This window comes from Neobacillus sp. DHD-1R, assembly GCF_057747995.1.
In genome coordinates, this window is record NZ_CM173232.1 from 4,273,085 (window position 1) to 4,291,837 (window position 18,753).

Consider the following 18,753-nt stretch of genomic DNA (forward strand, 5'->3'; position numbering starts at 1 on the left):
CTTATTAGCTCCATCTCAAAAAGGATGACCTTACAGGTCATCCTCTTGTTTTTTCCAAATTAAGCTGATAGAAAAGCAAAACTAACTATATTACAAAAACATATTCAGAATGAGTGCACCTGCGAAGGCAATAAACGATAAAAGGGTTTCTAGAACGGTCCATGTTTTAAATGTCTCATTAATTGATAATCCTAGATACTCTTTTACCATCCAGAAACCTGCATCATTAACATGAGAGAACATTAACGAACCCGCACCAGTAGCGATAACAAGTAATTCTAAATTCACTCCTGACATTTGCGCTACGATTGGCGCTACAATACCAGCAGCTGTGGTTAATGACACAGTAGCAGAACCAGTAGCAATACGGATTAATCCCGCAATCAAGAAGGCCAAAACTAATGGTGATAGTGACATTCCTTCAGACATACCAGCAATAACCTTGGCTACCCCACTCTCGATAAGGATCTGCTTAAATCCACCACCAGCACCGATAATTAACACAATCGAACCAACTGGTAAAATACATTCTTCCGTGAATTTCTTGATGACGTTACGATCGATACCTTGACGGAAGCCAAGGAAGTAAAAGGCAAAGAAACAAGAAATTAACAAAGCAATAATTGGGCTTCCAATAAACACTAAGAATTTTTCAAAACCTGATGGAACAGGTAAATATGGAGCTGATGTTCCTAATACCATTAAAATAACTGGCATTAAAATAGAAAGGAAAGAAATTCCTACACTAGGTACAGATTTTCGATCAGTATTTTCATCTATGCGAACTAATTCTGGTTCTCCAACTGGAATCACACGCTTATTAACCCATTTTGCGAACAATGGTCCGCCGATAATACCAGCAGGAATGGCAATAATTAATGAATAAAGTAATACTTTACCAAGATTAGCTCCATACAGTCCAATGGCAGCAATTGCACCAGGATGCGGAGGAACAAGTCCATGCACGATGGATAACCCAGCAATTGCTGGCAAGCCAATCAATAAGATATTCTGTTTTGATGCTTTTTGAATGGAAATAACTAATGGTAATAAAATCAATATTCCTACTTCAAAGAAAACAGGAATTCCAATGACGAAGCCTGACAAAAACATCGCCCATGGCAGTTTTTTCTCACCAAACACTTTGATGAAGAAATTAGCAATTTGCAAGCCTGCACCTGATTCTGACAACATCTTACCCAGAATGGTACCTAATGCTAAAATACCAACTAAATGTCCTAACGTACTTCCAACTCCTGTTTCGTAAGCGGCTGCAATTTTATCTAATCCCATGCCAGACATAATAGCTAAAAATAAACCAGCTACTGTCAAACTAATAAACGCATGCCACTTAAACCAGGAAACTCCTAAAATAACAATAACAATTGCAAGAAGCGTAATTATTAACAAATAGGCATCCATTTAACTGCCACCTTTCTAAAATAGTAAACGTTTTCGAAAAATTATTTTGAAAGCACTTTCAATTGAATTCATTATACGAAAAAAAATTTCCTATTTCAATAAAAATTTTCAAAAAATATTTATTTTTATTCAAACATTAAAAAACCTATTCAATGAATCACTGAATAGGCCTCTTTGAAGTTATAACTATTAAGGTAATTATTTTTCAATTCTATTTTGACGTAAACTAAAGTCCCAATCTTGATAATAGCTATTTTTCACCAATATGTTTGGACCTAAACAAGAAACAGCTGGACAATGACAGCTTAATTCTTTCGCAAGGGCAGAGGATTGCCATGTTTCATAGGCTGATGCAAGCGAAGTCGTTTGAATATTTCCTAATGATGGTGTATCACCAAAATCGGTGACGATAATATCACCGTTAAATATATTTACATTCAACCTGGAACGGCCATCGGGATCGTTTCTAACGGTTACATTCTTACTATCATAAAGTCTCTTTAAAAGATCTAAATCCTCCTGTTTGCCACTGCAAGCATAAAATGGCAGTGTCCCAAACAGCATCCATACGTTTTCATCGCGAATATCCAGCAAGTGATGGATAGCCTTTCTAATTTCTTCTAGTGACAAGGTTTCAAGATTACTAGCGAAATCGCTAGGATACATTGGATGCACTTCATGACGCTGACAATGCATTTCGTCTACAATTTGGCGGTGGATTTTTTCCAGATGTGGGAGAGTTCGCTTATTTAACATCGTTTCGGCTGAAACCGTGACACCAGCTCTCACAAGGGCACGGCTATTTTCTATCATTCTCTTAAAATACTTTTCCCGTTGGTCGTAATCCGGCTTCTTCTCCATTCTAGCGAAGCCACCTTCGACAAAATCATTAATGGTGCCCCAGTTATGGGAAATATGTAAGACATCTAGGTAAGGGACAATTAACTCATAGCGCCCTAAATCAAGGGTTAGGTTAGAGTTGATTTGGGTCCGTACTCCCCGTTCATGTGCATATTGTAAAATTGGCACTACATAATTTTTCACAGATGATAGGGATAACATTGGTTCCCCACCAGTAATGCTTAAGGACCGAAGCGTAGGAATTTCATCTAGCCTCTGCAGCATTAAATCAAGCGGAAGGGCAACAGGATCCTTTGGTTGCAGTGTATATCCTACCGCACAATGTTCACAGCGCATATTACAAAGTGTTGTCGTGGTGAATTCGATATTTGTAAGCTGAGGCTTTCCATATTCCTCAATGTCCAAATATGCTTCCCATGGATCATATAGTGGGGTGATTTTTCTCTTATTTAACATATTGAACTCCTTATAATCAGTTTCAAAACCTTCTTATTATAGCTGATTTAGGGACAAATGTGTTGTTTTAGCTATTAAAAAGTCTATGTTAGCCAAGCTGCGTTTATTCTAGTAATTGAATTTCAGGATCATATCGGTATGGGAATTTTGTCCGATTTATACATATCCCACCACTTTTAGTTTAAAATAAGATAATAATATAACGATAGTTAGAATGGTGGTTATGACTACATGGAAACGCAGCCCTTAGCAGAGGTCGAAAAACTAGCCTTAAAAAAGGTAAAAATATTTAAGCAAAGCATACTCCGTTATCTTTTACGGGCGATGCTTGCCAGCATGTTTATTGGTTTTGGCGTCATTGTATCCTTTAAAACAGGGAACTTCTTTTATGCAGAACACTCCCCATTCGCTTATCCGATGGCAGCACTCACTTTTGGAGCGGCCATTATTCTCATCGCTTATGGCGGTGGAGATTTATTTACCGGAAATACGTTTTATTACACCTATGCCGCACTTCGCAAGAAAATGACTTGGACAGATGTAATCAAGTTATGGGTTGGCAGTTATTTTGGAAATATTTTAGGTGCTGCTGTCTTTGCCTTTATTATTTTTACAACTGGACTGTTTGCAGATGCATCGGTAAATGGCTTTTTACTCCATGTAGTGGAGGGTAAAATGCAAGTCCCTACAACACAGTTGTTCTTCAGAGGAATACTTTGTAATTGGCTTGTTTGCATGGCTTTCTTTCTTCCTATGGGATTAAAAGGGGACGGGCCGAAAATGTTTTCAATGATGCTATTTGTTTTTTGTTTCTTTATTTCCGGATATGAACATAGCATTGCCAATATGTGTACGTTTGCCATCGCTTTAGTTTTAAACCACCCAGGGACGATTTCCTGGGGTGGGGTCATCCATAATCTAATTCCAGTCACAATTGGAAACCTAATTGGTGGAGCTGTCTTTATGGCCATGATGTATTATTATGCTAATAAACCATTTTTAGCCGACTATGATAAAGAACAGAGCCATTAAGCTCTGTTCTTTTTATCGACAAAATTACCGGGGAAATATCAACAAGAACAGTGGGATCTCGACAGTAATTAAGAATATTCTAAAAGTAATAATTATTATTATCAGGTTTATAAGGTATAATTCCACACCGATTTATAGGCGACTTTCCAAGAAAAAATGCAACTGATTATGAGCAGAATTAAATACAATGCGACTCCATATGGAATAAGGGTTGCTGCAAAATGGATTCCTGCGAAAACGGCGACAAAAATGAAGGCAGCAATTACTTTTAGCCCTGCACTTTGCTGAGCGTCCTCAAAGGATTCAGAGAACGGCAGTGTCCCTTTAAGATAGTTCGAACAAAAGACAGTAAATAATATAGCAGTAACCAATACAACTAATAGATCATCGATGATCTTCATCCCAAAGATCCCGATAAAAATCAAGCTTATAATGAAATATATTGGAAAAAATAGATTTACAATAAAAACCTTTAATACAGCACTATAGATGGCTGCTAGATTCTGTAAGGGTACCATTTTGTATATCCATGCACCTTTATATTTTCCAGAGTATTTTAGCATTATAACGGCATTGGGAATCATCAAACAACAAAAGTAAATCGCTAAATACCATCTACTTGAAACCAAATGGGCATAAGAATTCATTTGAATTTCATTAAACATTAAAATGAATGGAAGAATTAACGACATTCCTAATGCAGGGTACACTTTTAAGCGAAATTCTCTTTCGTTTCGCATCATATTATCGGCGAAGCGGAAAAATATCTTTTCCTCATTACTTCTGCAAATGAAACGGACCAGCCCGTTTTTCCATCTTTGCTCCTTAGGCTTCTTTCCCACACTATTATTCGTCAGTTTTTGGAGGTTTCTTTCAAATGCAGGCATCATCCGGCTATAGATAACAATTGAAAGAATCGGGATGATTAAGGAAAGAAGAGAAAATGTCCAGAGATAAAAGTTTGAATGGTATCGTAAGAATATCTCAAAGGGCGCACCAAACCATATTGGAGGAATGAAGAATTGCCACCAGTTTGGTGAAAAGGTCATTTTCATATCGACAAAGCTAAAGGCTCTTACTAAAACTTGGTATCCAATTGCAATCGAAATGGATAAACCGATTTGGACGTAATTAATGATATCCTTTAGCTTTTCTCCATCAAAGAATCGCAAAATAAAAAAATAGATAATAGACGTTAAAACGACAATAAATAAATTAATAAAGACAAGTTCAATTAAAGTTAGAATGAAGAATAACAGGCCATGCCGAAACGTTCCAATTATTAGTGGAACTACCGAGAGAGCTGCCGTCAAAAAGAATAAATAAATGCATATATGAATCGTTTTTGCGGCATTGAGTGTCTTCTTATCCACTGGTTTTGTTAAGAGAATCCCCTTGTCCCTTATATCAAGGAGAACATTCGAAAAGTCAGAAATCATCGATGTCATGACCAAAAACATCACTATACCAAAAAAGATACTCATTTGGTAAAAATAATTCTCGCCAAAACCCACTAGTGGAATAAGCATGACACTTAATAATACATACATTCCTAATGACTTGATAAAGCCATTTTCCTCTGGCTTCTTCTTTTTCCTTCCCTGCTGGTTAAAGATTGTCGGAGTTCTCCGCCCATCCATCGTTAATTTGACGACTAAAATTTTTCTCATGACAAGATAATTGATACCGTATTTTTCAAAAAGGCGGCGAAATAAATCTAGGAATCTCAATGATTGGTAGTTTTTCATCGATTATACCTCTTGAACAATGGACACAAATTCCTCTGCCAGAGTCTTATATTCATTAAAACCCGTCAGTTGATTAAAAATCTGCTCCAACGTCCCTTCCTTGTTTTGCTCCTTCAACTCATTAAAGCTACCATCGGCGACAATTTTTCCATCATTAATGAGAATGATGCGATTACTAATTTTCTCAACGACATCCATGATATGAGACGAATAAAAGATTGTTTTTCCTTGTGAAGCAAGAATTGCAAGGATTTCCTTAAATACCATTACACTATTGGCATCCAATCCACTTAACGGTTCATCTAAAAATAACAGATCAGGGTTATGTAATAAACTTGAGATGATAAGTACTTTTTGCCGCATGCCTTTAGAGTAAGAGGCAATGCGGGCGTGGTATACCTCTGCTAAACCAAAGACCTTCATCAGCTTTTGTGCTTTCTCATCTGCAGCCTGAAAATCCATTCCATATAATTCTCCGACAAAGGTTAAGTATTCCTTTGCAGTAAGATTATCATAAAGTTCAGCAATTTCTGGAACATAGCCTATTCTTCTTTTATAATCAATATTCTTCTCATTGACTTCCTCGCCAAAAATCTCCACACTCCCGTTAAAGTCACCTTCCAGTCCGAGCATAATCTTGATTGTTGTACTCTTTCCCGCACCGTTTGGCCCAATATAACCAATTATTTGCCCGCGGTTGACCTTTAAATCAATTCCTTTAAGGACTTTTTTTGCACCATAGTGTTTTTCTAAATCCTGAATAGCTAAAACTACTTCGTTAATCATTTTCACCTTCTATCATGATTGATAATCTAATTTTAACATATTCTACCTATTTTTCTATAAAAAGTATGGATTGAAAAATAGCTGGTCCTTGTGACCAGCCATCATTTTATTTATTTTTACTCAGAAAATAAACATATACTTTTATCATGAAATAACTGACCTCTTCAGGCAGCAGCTCCTTGATTGGTTTTAAACGATCACGGCCTGCTTCTTCCACTGCTTTCGCCAAAAGTGTCATGTATTCTTCCGGAATATGTTTTGAAAAATCAACGACTAAACCTTGCTGGGCACATTGAATTAGATGACTTTCAATTGTACTGGCCGCCAAATTACGCTGCTCTGCCATTTCCTTAATCGAAAGATGAGCTTGGTTTAGCCTTAATGTTTCCAGATGCGAATCAGAAGCTGTTTTTTTGGCTGCCTTCTTCGGTGCTTTTTCGACAGGAATAACCTCACTTTGATAATCTGGATTGGTTTCACAAAATGTCCGGATAGCTTGAATAAACTCAAGTCCATATTTCTGAAGCTTAAGATCCCCAACACCGCTGACATTTAAAAATTCCTCATTGGACTTCGGCTGCTTGGCACACATATCCTTTAATGCAGCATCCGAGAAAATCACAAATGGCGGTACTTTTTCTTTTTCAGCAATCCGCTTCCGTACCTCCCTTAGTTCTTCAAACAATGGGTCATCCTTCGAAACTTGTTTTACTTGAACTGTTTCTTTGCGGTACACCTGTTGCTTACCTAAGAGAATATCTTTTCCTTTCGGAGAAACATAAATGGTTGGAAATTGTCCCTGTTCGATAGCAATTAACTCTTGTGAGATTAAGAATTCAATAAAGTCACTAACCTCCTTCGAACTCCGATCCTTCATGATTCCATAAGTAGGCAGCCTGTCAAAACCCATTTCTGTTACTTTTTTATTTTTGGAGCCGGTCAGCACTTGCGCAGTTAGGTTTTTTCCAAAACGCTGCCCCATGCGAATCACACAGGACATGACCATTTGCGCTTCTTTTGTTACATCAATGCTTGTCCGCGAATCTAAGCAATTGCCACATCGGCCGCAGTCTTCCGTTTCTGTTTCACCAAAATATTTTAAAATAAATTCCTGCAGACAATTTTCGGTATGGCAATAATCTGCCATCTGCTGGAGCTTTTCTAATTCCTGTGTAATGCGGCTTCGATCGCTTGACTGGTCAATTAAAAACCGTTGAACCTGTACATCCTGCGGGGAATAGAGCAGAATACACTCACTTTCTAGCCCATCCCGTCCGGCACGGCCCGCTTCCTGATAGTAGCTTTCCATGTTTTTCGGCATTTGATAATGGACAACATAACGGATATTGCTCTTATCAATCCCCATCCCGAAGGCAGAGGTAGCCACCATAACCGATGCTCTATCCTCTAAAAATCGTTCTTGCTCCTGAGCGCGGTCAGCATCCCTCATTCCGGCATGGTAACGGGCCACATTTACATTCAGCTTGCGAAGCTTTTCATATAGCTGATCAACATTTTTCCGCGTGGCTGCATAAATAATCCCTGCTTCATGTTGATTCTTTTTAAGATACTCCAACAGAAATTTTTGGCGGTCTTGCCCTTTAATAACCGAAAATGAGAGATTTTCCCTTTCGAATCCGGTAATGATCGTATTTTCCTCGTCAATTGACAGGGAATCGCAAATGTCCTCTCGAACCCTGGGTGTAGCTGTTGCTGTCAGGGCCAATACAATCGGTTTTTGAGGAAGACTCTTAACCATTTGTTTAATTTGACGGTAGCTGGGGCGGAAATCATGGCCCCATTGCGAAATACAATGTGCTTCGTCCACAGCAACTAAAGGGATATCCATATTTTTTAATTCTTGGATAAATTCAGGTGATTCTAATCGCTCTGGTGCGATATATAAAAGCTTGTACTTCCCTTGCTTTGCCTCATAAATTCGCTTATTTGCTTCACTAAAACTCAATGAGCTATTAATAAATGTAGCGGGAATTCCTACTTGAATGAGGGCGTCTACTTGATCCTTCATTAATGAAATCAAGGGGGAAATAACGATCGTGGTTCCCGGAAGGACGAGGGCAGGTATTTGATAACAAATAGATTTACCGCCGCCAGTCGGCATGACACATATAGTATTGTTGGCAGTTAATACGGAACGAATTGCCTGCTCTTGGCCGTTACGGAAGGAGCTATAACCGAAATGTGATTCTAATAATGGCAGTGCTTTGTCAAACAAGAGGGATTACTCCTTTCAATAATAGAATTAATCTATTTACCTTAAATTGATTCATCATAACTCTATTATAACGCTTGGTTAGTTTTTTTGAAAAAGCAGCTTTCAAAAAGTTATTAATAGAGTCCGGATTCATCATTCATTCCACGAAAAAAGATCTCTTTTTAAAGAGACCAGTGTAACAATTTACAGATAGTAAAGATGCCCATAATAGAACAGACTGCCGAGGCTTTATCCCGACAATCTGAACCCTTTTAAACAAAGATATCATTCATTATTTGTTCTCTATGCTCATCTTTCTTGGGTGGCTGGGTATATGTGGCCTGCTGTAGATCACTGTGCATTTTAACTTGATAATCTCCCCAGGATGAGGTAAAGATGAGCTCTTTTTCTTTAAAATAAGGGTTTTCGGTCAGTTCACCTACCTCAAGCACAGGCGCCATACAGCAATCTACCTGTTGAGCAAACTCAATCCATTCATAAAAGGTTTTACTTTTAAAAAGGGCCGTAACTTCGTGATAAACATGGTTAGTCTCCACTGTTTTGGAAAACTGGGCGCTGATCCAATCCTCACGTCCATGTGCTGCACAAAAGTTTTTCCAAAATTTTGGTTCTAAGGCTCCTAAGCTCATAACCCGTTTATCCTTGGTTTCATAAAGGCCATAGGCAATTATACTTCCGTTAAGGACGTTAATGCCGGTTCCCTCACCTGTTTCCCTTTCAACCATGACATGATTTCCTAATAATGAAACTAGCTGATCAGTGATTGAAATAGAATGATAGCTTCCTTGCCCTGTCAAAAATCTCGAAACGAGCCCGGCCAAGATCCGCTCATTTGCGGCAAACCCGCCCAAATAATCAGCCATGGTGATCGAGGGATGGACAGGTCTGCCCTGTTTATCTTTGAACTGGGCCAAGACCCCACTTAGCGCCATATAATTAAGATCGTGGTTACCCAGCTTACTTAACCGCCCCTTCTGCCCATAGCCCGAAATCGAGCAATAAATGATATCCGGCTTTACCTTTTGTACGGTTTCATATCCCAAGCCCAGCTTTTCCATGACACCTGGTCTAAAGCTTTCAATCACGACATCGGCAGTGGCGATAAGTTTTAAAGCTGTTTCTAAATCTTCTGTTTCCTTCAAATTCAGCGTGATGCTTTTCTTTTGGCGGTTGTTAGCGAGAAAGACCAACCCAATACCCTGTTTAGACATTCCAGTATTTCGGGCAGGATCCCCTTCTGGCTGCTCCACCTTAATGATTTCCGCCCCCAATTCTGCTAATCGTAACGTAGCAAACGGGCCTGGCAGATAGTTCGTGAAATCAATGACTTTAATCCCTTTTAACATAGTCAAAATCCTTTCCTACGAATTACTCGAGCCTGGTGCAAAAAGTTCCTCCAATTGTTTCCTTAGAACAAATTTTTGGATCTTTCCACTAGCATTCCGCGGCAATGCCTCACAGAACACATATTTTCGCGGCCGCTTATAGTTTGCAAGACTATTACTTGCTCTGCAGTATTCATCTAATTGTTGTTCGGTCATATTTGCATCCTTTTTTACAACAAAAGCGGTAACCGTTTCACCCCAGCGATCGTCAGGCTGTCCCACAACGGCCACATCCAGAACACCCTCGTGTGCATGTAAAGTATCTTCCACTTCTCGAGGATAAATATTTTCCCCTCCGCTGATGATCATGTCATCAACACGGTCATTTACGTAAAGATAACCTTCTTCATCCAGATAGCCGATATCCCCTGAATGGTACCAGCCTTTATACATCGCTTTTTCCGTTGCCTCTTCACGATTAAAATAGCCAATCATCAAACATGGTCCTTGGACAATGATTTCTCCTGTCTCGCCTGCTGGAACAATATCATCCGGGTCTGATGGGCCGTCTTCTCTTGTCCGGACAATTCGAATATCATGACTTAGTGCAGCTTGGCCTGCTGAACCAGCTTTTCTTAGCTGGTCGGCTTCAGATAAATAGGTTATTGCTGGTCCCATCTCCGTCATTCCATAGGCTTGAATTAAGAAGATACCAAAGTGGTCATGGATCGCGTGAACGAGCGAGGGAGCCATCGGTGCGGCACCATATAAACCCAGTTTTAGGCTTGAAAGGTCATATTGACTTAAATCCTCCTGAAGGAGCATATTCCACATCGTCGGAGCGGCAAATAATTTCGTAATCTTTTCCTTTTCAAATAATTGAAGAATGGCTTTTGGGTTAAATTGATGAAGAATCACGTTGCTGGCCCCTGCATGCACCCTCGGGATAAAGGCACAATGCAGCTCAGCACAATGGAACATCGGTGCTGTCACAAGACCTACATCGGTCGCATCAATTTTACAGGAAGCAATGCAAAGTAAACTTTGCTCTATCATATTGCGGTGCGAATGCATTACTCCTTTCGGTCTTCCCGTTGTTCCACTTGTATAAATAAAAGCATAGATGTCATTTTCTGTTACTTCCGCATGAACTTCTTCCGGTGAAGAGGAGGCCAGTTTTTCTTGATAGGCGGCCGCGTAGTCCGGCTTGTCTTCATCAATAAACCAGAAGGAAATATTTTCAAAGCGATTTTCAATGGCCGAAATAACAGGCTCCAATGCTTTTTCAAAAAGAACAACCTTAGGAGCAGCATCCGATAAAATATAAGCAGTTTCTTCGGGCATGAGCCGAAAATTAATCGGGTTAAATACAGCACCTATTTTCGCACAGGCAAAGAGAGCGGTACCTAATTCTTCGGTATTGAACAGGAAGGTAGAAACCCGGTCACCTTTTTTCACCCCTTCTTTTAACAGGGCATTAGCGAGCCGGTTGACCTGTTCATTCCACTCTTTATAGGTGTAACGAACATTTTTCCTGACATCATAAATGGCTTGCTTGTTAGGAAACTTTTTCACCGTTAAATTAAAGATTCTGCCGAGCGTCGTGCTCATTTAACCGCCTCCATTACTTTATTTAGGAATTCGTCTAGTTTATTTGCGAAATTGGGATGCTTATTTACGAATAGGAATGTTTTATTTGCGATTCTGTACCGTTTATTTGCGATTTGGCATGTTTTATTTGCGTTCCTGAACTGTTTATTTGCGATTTGGCATGTTTTATTTGCGAATCTATTTTTTTTGCTAATCCAACCGCTCAATAATTGTCGCATTCGCCATACCGTGGCCTTCACACATCGTTTGCAATCCGTATCGACCGCCAGTGCGCTCAAGTTCATGCATCATCGTCACCATTAATCGCGCACCACTGCCACCCAGTGGATGTCCAAGCGCAATAGCGCCGCCGTTTGGATTAAGTTTTTCTGGATTAGCACCAGTATCTTTCAACCAAGCAAGCGGCACTGGAGCAAAGGCCTCATTGACTTCGAAAACGTCTATATCATGAATAGAAAGACCTGATTTTTCTAGCGCCTTTTGTGTAGCAGGAATCGGTCCAGTTAGCATTAAAGTTGGGTCTGAACCCACGACCACGCGGGTATGGACACGGAAGCGAGGCTTCAACCCTAGTTCCTCTGCCTTTTCACGGGACATAAGCAGCAAGGCAGCGGCTCCATCACTAATCTGACTGGAGTTGCCAGCATGAATTACTCCATCTTCTTTAAAAGAAGTGCGGAGACCGGCTAATGCTTCGAGTGATGTTCCTTTTCTTGGCCCTGAATCCTCCTTAATCATAGTTGTTGTTCCATCTGGAAGTGTCACTTCTAACGGAAAAATCTCTCTAGTAAAATATCCTTCTTCCTGTGCCTTAAGCGCCTTTTGATGGCTTTCGAGTGAGAATTGGTCGAGCTCTTCCCGGGTAAATCCATATTTTTCTGCAATTCGTTCAGCAGACAAACCTTGATGAATCATTTCATACTTCGCTCTTAACGTTGGACTAAAAGGTTCTTCAATACCGTTGTAGTTGGTACCCATAGGAACACGGGACATGCTTTCCACACCACCGGCTATAACAACATCCATATCACCAGCTAGAATCGCTTGAGCAGCAAAATGAACAGCCTGTTGACTTGAACCACATTGTCGATCAATCGTAGTCCCGGGAACCTCGATAGGAAAGCCCGCAATTAACGCCGCCACACGTGCGATATCCCCTGCTTGCTCCCCTGCTTGCGTAACGCATCCTAAAATGACATCCTCTACAATTGCCGGATCAATCCCGGCACGGTTTACCAACTCTTTTAATGTTAAGCCTGCCAAATCGTCCGGACGGATATCCTTTAACAGTCCATTTCTTCTTCCAACTGGGGTACGAACACCTTCAACTATGACAACCTCACGCATAAAAAACATTCATCCTCTCTTTTTTATAATCCTAGGTTTTTTGCAATAATCGTTTTCATAATTTCATTTGTACCTGCGTAAATGCTTGAAACGGGAATATCACGGAATCGTCTTGCAATCTCGTATTCTTCCATATATCCATAACCGCCATGGAGCTGCATACATTCTGCGGCAATCCGCTTTGCGATGTCAGTGAGCTTCCATTTTGCCATTGAGACCTTTGTTACCACATTCTTACCTTCAATATGCTCGGCGATTAGCTGGTCTAAGAAGGCCCTGCCCATTTCAATATCCGTTGCCATTTCAACGATTTTAAACTGAGTATTTTGAAACTGGCTCACCGGCCTTCCGAACGCTTCCCGGCTTTTTACATAATCGATCGTCATTTTGAGCATCACTTCCGAAGCCGTTTGCGCCGCAATCGCAACGAGAAGACGTTCCTGCTGGAGTTTTTCCATCAAATAAAGAAAGCCCTTGCCTCCCTCACCGAGCAGATTTTCCTTTGGTACACGACAATCTTCGAAAATCAATTCAGCTGTATCTTGGCTATGAAGCCCCACCTTGTTTAGTTTCCTGCCTCTAGAGAACCCAGGTGTATCCCGTTCAATGACGAGCAGACTGACACCTTTATGTTTCGGGACTGCTTGCGGGTTGGTCTTAACGGCAACAACGACAAGGTCAGATTGGATGCCGTTTGTGATGAAAGTTTTTTGACCATTAACAATATAATGGTCTCCGTCAAGCTTTGCTGTTGTTTTAATGTTGGCCAGATCCGAACCAGTGCCAGGCTCGGTCATAGCTATTGCTGTGATAATATCACCGCTGACACACTTCGGGAGCCAACGCTGCTTTTGTTCTTCGGTTCCGTAGGAGGTAATGTATGGAACGACAATATCATTATGAAGTCCGATACCAACCAGGCCTGAACCTACTCGTTCCAGCTCTTCATTAATGACTACCGCAAACCCCCAATCCACCTCACTTCCGCCATATTTCTCATCAATATCGGGACAAAGGAAACCCTGCTCCCCCATCTTCTTCCAAAAGGAACGGGGAATCATCCTATCCTCCTCCCATTGTTCATAAAAGGGATATGCTTCTTTTTCTAAAAATTTTCTCAATGACTGACGAAAAATTTCATGGTCTTCATTTAAATACGGATGTTTCACTTCTAGTAACCTCTCTTTCTATATGGAAACGCTTACTTTTTAAATACTGCTCCCATCTCTCATTTTATTCCTCAGCTGGTATTTTAGTATTTTTCCAGAAGCGTTTCTCGGAAGCTCCTTTTCAATAAAAATTCTCCTTGGCACCTTATAACCGGCCAGCTTTTGGCGGCAGAAACTGCGCAATTCCTGCTCATCGATCTCGGCACCCTCTTTTGGCACAATTACAGCGCATACTGCCTCACCCCAAACCTCATCAGGTAAACCAATTATGGCAGCGTCGAGGATATCCGGATGTTCAAACAGAACACCCTCCACCTCAACAGAGTAAACATTTTCTCCGCCGGAAATGATCATATCTTTTTTTCGGTCCACTAATGTGATATAGCCCTCTTCGTCGATCGTTGCTAAATCACCAGAATAGAGCCAGCCATTTCTTAAGGTACTCTTGGTTTCCTCTGGCTTTTTATAATACTCCTTCATAACCATGGGACTCTTCACAATAAATTCCCCAATCACTCCTGGCGATACATCTTGCCCCTCTTCATTGACAACCCTGGTTTCCGTCATGAAAATGGGTTTCCCGCCTTTGCCAAGATGGAGTTTATGTCCCTCCGGATCAAGGAGTATCCCGCCAGGACCTGCCTCCGTCAAGCCGCACAAATTGTAAAATTGATCGGTTTCAAAAAGCTGAATGCTTTTCTTAACAAGTTCTGGAGCCATTGGTGCTGCCCCGTAGCCAACTCTCTTGATGGAAGATAAATCATAGTCCACAGCATTGGGAACTTGCAGGAGAAAATTATACATGGCCGGAACGGCAAATAGATGGGTGATTTTATGTTCTTGAATCGCTTGTAGTGTTTTAACAGGATGAAAATCACGATGGATAATATGGGTGGCAGCAAGGGCCACACCTGAGATAAGGAAAAGGTTTAATTGGGCTGAATGAAATAGCGGTGCAAGATGCAAAATCCTCTCATGCGGTCTAATCCCCATGTTGATGACGACAGATATGCCTACTTTAAAAATCTGATCATGATCAAAAAGGGCTCCCTTTGGCCGGCCTGTTGTACCCGAAGTGTACAGAATTTCTACATCATCTTTCTCGGAAACTTCAATAGCTGGTTCATGATTATTATCTGATAGAATTTTTTCATAGGAATAGAATCCCACAGTTTCTGGTTCACCCACTGTTATTACAGTGCGAACACCGGTACCTTGCTTCGCTTCAACGATGATCTGCTCGAATTCTTTATCACACACGGCAATAGTCGTATCCGATTGCTCCAAAATATATCGAACTTCTGGTGCCGTTAATCGGAAGTTTACCGGGACGGCAACAGCTCCAATCTTAGCCGCTGCAAAAAAGGTAAACACAAAGTGATCTGAATTTTTCATCATCAATGCGAGCTTTTCACCTTTCGTAACACCAAGCTGAAGCAGACCATTTGCAAGCCTGTTTACTTCTTCATTAAATTGGCGGTACGGATAGCTTCTGCCTTCACATTCAATGGCTAGTAATGTAGGAAACTTACGGGCACTTTGTGATAATAAACTGCCAATGTTCATTTAGGATCCTCCTTATATAAAAAAGATTCACGAAGAAAATTGCAATTTTTATGCCAGTTTTCAGATACTACAAACCATACCACGTGTGCTCAATTTTGCTTACTATCTAAGAGAGAATATGTGTTTCAAATACACATAATAAGGGAAAAAGTGTCCATAATTTCGACACCCTCTTTCCCCCTCTTCAACTATGCATGACTAATTTATATTTTTTTATTTTTTCATATAGACCGGAACGGCTGATTCCCAGCAATCTAGCGGCTTTTACTTTATTGCCTTGAACCTGAACGAGTGCTTTTTTTATTGCTTCAAGTTCAGCGTTTTCGACCATCGACCTATTTATCTCCGGTTCCTTCCTTTTAACACGCTGACTCAAGTAATCAGGGAGATCCTCGTATTTTATCTTTCCATTTTCGGCAAATGTCATCGCCCGCTCCATCACATTTCGCAATTCCCTGACATTCCCCGGCCAATCATAGTTTACTAACACTTCACGTGCTTGATTCTCGATTCCGGTTATACTTGTTCCTAGCATTTGATTGAATTCCATCATGAATTGACTAATTAAATAATCCACATCATATAGACGATTACGAAGTGGCGGAATATGGAGGGAGATAACATTGAGACGATAGTATAAATCCTCTCTAAAAAGATCGTCCTTCACCATTTCTTCCAGGTTTCGATTAGTAGCAGCAATAATACGGACATCTACTATTATCTTTGTTGTTCCACCTACCCGGTAGAATTCCCGCTCTTGAAGGACACGCAGCAGCTTTGCCTGCAAGGCAAGTGACATGTCACCAATTTCATCAAGAAAAAGTGTGCCGCCGTTAGCTAGATCAAATTTCCCAATTTTCCCTTTTAGTTTGGCACCTGTAAATGCTCCTTCTTCATAACCAAAAAACTCCGATTCCAGCAAATGCTCAGGAATGGCTGCACAATTTACCACAACAAATTTTCCATTGCTTCTTGCACTGCTATGATGAATAGCATGGGCAAACAACTCCTTACCCGTTCCACTTTCACCACGAATCAACACCGTCGATCTTCCTTTAGCCGCCTTTGAACCACTTTTTTTCAATTTACTCATATTCGGATCGTTGCTTAGAATATTCTCCCATTGGAACCGGGCTGTTTCTGATTTTTCATATTGCTGATGATAAAATGCCGCTTTACTTTCGGCCCTTTGCAGCTTTTTAAACAATTCACTGACCTCGTTTAATTGGCGGAACACCACCTTGCCAATGGCACCAATCACTTTTCCATCCTCCAGGATCGGAATCCGGTGCACAATGTATTTAATCCCATTAATTTCTAGAAAACCGCTGATCTCTGCAGTTTCCGATTCGTAAACATTTTCTAAATGGAGCTGAGGCAAAACTCTTGCGGCAGGTTTATTTAGAACCTTTTCTACTGGAAGATCAAACAGCTCCAAAAGGGGAGGGCTGACCATCTGGATGTTTTTCTTTTCATCTGTCATGACAATTCCATCAAAAGCATGATCTATAGCTGTATCTAATGTTCTCTTCAATGTTTTTAACGTTTGTAATTCCTGTGACGTGTTAAGTAGTGACATCACCATGTCTGTTTTTGTTAAGATGCCGATGACACAATTTTGATCATCGATAACAACGCCTGTTCCAACCTTGCTTTGTTTGACCATCTCTTCAATTTTTTGATAAGGGGTATTGACGCTTACTGTTTCAACCTGTTTTTTTATGTAAGTTTTAATAGGGGTCTTAAGTGGACATTCTTCAGTTACCATTTGATGTAAGCTGCTGCGGGTAAAAACACCAACTAGATGCCTGACAGAATCAGTTACAGGCAGTAGGCTCCACTTCTTTGCATGCATAAGTGTTATGGCGTCTTTAAGGGATGTTTCCTCGGTCACGATAAAATCTACTGGGGTTATAATATCTTTAAATTGGAGCATCTCATCACTCCTTACTTTTCACCTAACTTCATTGTATCAAAACTACTGATTTTTTTGAATTTTTTAATTATATAAAACTCAGAAAAGCGCAAGCGCCCTGGTCAGCGGCGTATGGCCTCCTCGGAAAAGCTAACGCTTTCCCTTCGTGCGATGCCAAAGCTGCCGAAGCCTTCCTGATGGAGCGCTCCAACTGAGATAAGGTGAAACTTCAATCAGCGAACGTTCTTCTCGCTGATTGTTTGTTAGTTGAGCCGATCGCGTTCTTACGGGCAGTTGAGAATCTACTGCCCGTTAAACGCGATAAAGGAAACATGAAGAGCCGAAGGCGATTCGATGTTGACTTATCGTAGGACGGAGAGCGAAGGACACTAGCCGCTAGGGCGTTGGAGCTGGACAATTCTCGAAGCCAAACTTATAAATTCTGATATTATAAAAAAGAGAAGACAAATGTCTCCTCTTTCCTCTGATTATTTTGGTTGCATGCGAATCGCTCCATCAAGACGGATCGTCTCACCATTAAGCATTGGGTTTTCAATAATACTTTGCACAAGCTGGGCATATTCACTTGGATAGCCGAGCCTCGAGGGAAACGGTATCATTTTCCCAAGTGAATCGCGCGCCTCCTCTGGAAGTGTATCAAACATCGGTGTATGGAACAGTCCTGGTGCAATCGTCATTACACGAATTCCATAACGGGCTAGTTCCCTTGCAATCGGCAAAGTCATTCCGACAATCCCGCCTTTTGAGGCACTATAGGCGGCTTGGCCAATTTGTCCTTCATAAGCTGCTACAGATGCTGTATTTATGATAACGCCTCTTTCGTTTTCATCATTCACTACATTACTTGTCATTTTCTCAGCAGCAATCCGAATTACATTGAAGGTACCAATTAAATTTACATTGATGACCCGAGAGAACAAAGACAAATTGTGGGCTCCATTTCTGCCCAGTACCTTCTCTGCAATCCCAATTCCTGCGCAGTTTACAACCGTATTCACTTCACCCATATATTCTGCTGCCTTGTTAACTTGTTCTTGAATTTCCTCTTCGCTCGTTACATCTGCTTTTAAAAATAATACTGACTCTCCTAATTCATTTTGAAGTCTTAATCCATTTTCTTCTGAGTGGTCAAAGATGACGGCCTTTCCACCCCTGCCAACAATGTTACGTACCGTTGCCTCCCCAAGACCTGAAGCTCCCCCTGTCACAATCGCACGACATGATTGAATTTGCATATGTATCTCTCCTTAAAAAGATT

The 18,753-nt window shown here is 40.6% G+C and carries 13 protein-coding genes; 1 reads left to right on the forward strand and 12 read right to left on the reverse strand.

The window, feature by feature from the left end; translation table 11 throughout:
• Positions 1-90: 90 nt before the first annotated feature.
• Both AC3ANL_RS21125 and yfkAB read right to left on the reverse strand, forming a co-directional pair.
• Positions 91-1,422 (reverse strand): GntP family permease, encoded by a 1,332-nt coding sequence (locus AC3ANL_RS21125; RefSeq protein ID WP_488326319.1) that lies wholly within the window; start codon positions 1,420-1,422, stop codon positions 91-93.
• 198 nt (positions 1,423-1,620) lie between these two features.
• The gene (yfkAB, locus tag AC3ANL_RS21130; protein ID WP_488326320.1) at positions 1,621-2,739 is read right to left on the reverse strand and encodes a radical SAM/CxCxxxxC motif protein YfkAB; all 1,119 of its coding nucleotides are present in this window, start codon (positions 2,737-2,739) and stop codon (positions 1,621-1,623) included.
• Between the two features lie 231 nt (positions 2,740-2,970).
• Between yfkAB and AC3ANL_RS21135 the strand changes: the two genes are divergently transcribed.
• Entirely contained in the window at positions 2,971-3,771 is an 801-nt protein-coding gene (locus AC3ANL_RS21135; RefSeq protein WP_488326321.1) for a formate/nitrite transporter family protein, read from the forward strand.
• 107 nt (positions 3,772-3,878) lie between these two features.
• On the opposite strand, the gene AC3ANL_RS21140 is transcribed toward AC3ANL_RS21135, so the two are convergent.
• The 10 genes from AC3ANL_RS21140 to AC3ANL_RS21185 all read right to left on the reverse strand — a co-directional run bounded on the left by AC3ANL_RS21140 (position 3,879) and on the right by AC3ANL_RS21185 (position 18,730).
• Entirely contained in the window at positions 3,879-5,519 is a 1,641-nt protein-coding gene (locus AC3ANL_RS21140; protein WP_488326322.1) for a hypothetical protein, read from the reverse strand.
• A gap of 3 nt (positions 5,520-5,522) precedes the next feature.
• Positions 5,523-6,305 carry an ABC transporter ATP-binding protein gene (locus AC3ANL_RS21145; protein WP_488326323.1) on the reverse strand — a complete coding sequence of 261 codons (783 nt, stop codon included), beginning with the start codon at positions 6,303-6,305 and terminating at the stop codon, positions 5,523-5,525.
• A gap of 106 nt (positions 6,306-6,411) precedes the next feature.
• The gene (gene recQ / locus AC3ANL_RS21150) at positions 6,412-8,541 is read right to left on the reverse strand and encodes a DNA helicase RecQ (RefSeq protein ID WP_488326324.1); all 2,130 of its coding nucleotides are present in this window, start codon (positions 8,539-8,541) and stop codon (positions 6,412-6,414) included.
• Between the two features lie 251 nt (positions 8,542-8,792).
• Positions 8,793-9,887, reverse strand: coding sequence for a CaiB/BaiF CoA transferase family protein (locus AC3ANL_RS21155; protein WP_488326325.1), 1,095 nt, complete (start codon positions 9,885-9,887; stop codon positions 8,793-8,795).
• 15 nt (positions 9,888-9,902) lie between these two features.
• Positions 9,903-11,477 (reverse strand): fatty acid--CoA ligase, encoded by a 1,575-nt coding sequence (locus tag AC3ANL_RS21160; RefSeq protein WP_488326326.1) that lies wholly within the window; start codon positions 11,475-11,477, stop codon positions 9,903-9,905.
• Between the two features lie 189 nt (positions 11,478-11,666).
• Complete coding sequence (locus tag AC3ANL_RS21165) at positions 11,667-12,824, reverse strand: thiolase family protein (RefSeq protein WP_488326327.1); 1,158 nt, start codon at positions 12,822-12,824, stop codon at positions 11,667-11,669.
• A gap of 23 nt (positions 12,825-12,847) precedes the next feature.
• Positions 12,848-13,993 carry an acyl-CoA dehydrogenase family protein gene (locus AC3ANL_RS21170; RefSeq protein ID WP_488326328.1) on the reverse strand — a complete coding sequence of 382 codons (1,146 nt, stop codon included), beginning with the start codon at positions 13,991-13,993 and terminating at the stop codon, positions 12,848-12,850.
• A gap of 39 nt (positions 13,994-14,032) precedes the next feature.
• Complete coding sequence (locus tag AC3ANL_RS21175) at positions 14,033-15,559, reverse strand: long-chain-fatty-acid--CoA ligase (protein WP_488326329.1); 1,527 nt, start codon at positions 15,557-15,559, stop codon at positions 14,033-14,035.
• A gap of 184 nt (positions 15,560-15,743) precedes the next feature.
• Entirely contained in the window at positions 15,744-17,495 is a 1,752-nt protein-coding gene (locus AC3ANL_RS21180; RefSeq protein ID WP_488326330.1) for a sigma 54-interacting transcriptional regulator, read from the reverse strand.
• A gap of 467 nt (positions 17,496-17,962) precedes the next feature.
• The gene (locus AC3ANL_RS21185; RefSeq protein ID WP_488326331.1) at positions 17,963-18,730 is read right to left on the reverse strand and encodes a 3-hydroxyacyl-CoA dehydrogenase; all 768 of its coding nucleotides are present in this window, start codon (positions 18,728-18,730) and stop codon (positions 17,963-17,965) included.
• Between the last annotated feature and the right edge of the window lie 23 nt (positions 18,731-18,753).

What these genes read in the sequence shown, in the direction of transcription:
- AC3ANL_RS21135 (WP_488326321.1), top strand. Translation starts at nt 2,971, where the DNA reads ATGGAAACGCAGCCCTTAGCAGAGGTCGAAAAACTAGCCTTAAAAAAG.
- AC3ANL_RS21145 (WP_488326323.1), bottom strand. Translation starts at nt 6,305, where the DNA reads ATGATTAACGAAGTAGTTTTAGCTATTCAGGATTTAGAAAAACACTAT.
- AC3ANL_RS21125 (WP_488326319.1), bottom strand. Translation starts at nt 1,422, where the DNA reads ATGGATGCCTATTTGTTAATAATTACGCTTCTTGCAATTGTTATTGTT.
- AC3ANL_RS21175 (WP_488326329.1), bottom strand. Translation starts at nt 15,559, where the DNA reads ATGAACATTGGCAGTTTATTATCACAAAGTGCCCGTAAGTTTCCTACA.
- AC3ANL_RS21140 (WP_488326322.1), bottom strand. Translation starts at nt 5,519, where the DNA reads ATGAAAAACTACCAATCATTGAGATTCCTAGATTTATTTCGCCGCCTT.
- AC3ANL_RS21165 (WP_488326327.1), bottom strand. Translation starts at nt 12,824, where the DNA reads ATGCGTGAGGTTGTCATAGTTGAAGGTGTTCGTACCCCAGTTGGAAGA.
- AC3ANL_RS21155 (WP_488326325.1), bottom strand. Translation starts at nt 9,887, where the DNA reads ATGTTAAAAGGGATTAAAGTCATTGATTTCACGAACTATCTGCCAGGC.
- AC3ANL_RS21180 (WP_488326330.1), bottom strand. Translation starts at nt 17,495, where the DNA reads ATGCTCCAATTTAAAGATATTATAACCCCAGTAGATTTTATCGTGACC.
- AC3ANL_RS21185 (WP_488326331.1), bottom strand. Translation starts at nt 18,730, where the DNA reads ATGCAAATTCAATCATGTCGTGCGATTGTGACAGGGGGAGCTTCAGGT.
- AC3ANL_RS21160 (WP_488326326.1), bottom strand. Translation starts at nt 11,477, where the DNA reads ATGAGCACGACGCTCGGCAGAATCTTTAATTTAACGGTGAAAAAGTTT.
- yfkAB (WP_488326320.1), bottom strand. Translation starts at nt 2,739, where the DNA reads ATGTTAAATAAGAGAAAAATCACCCCACTATATGATCCATGGGAAGCA.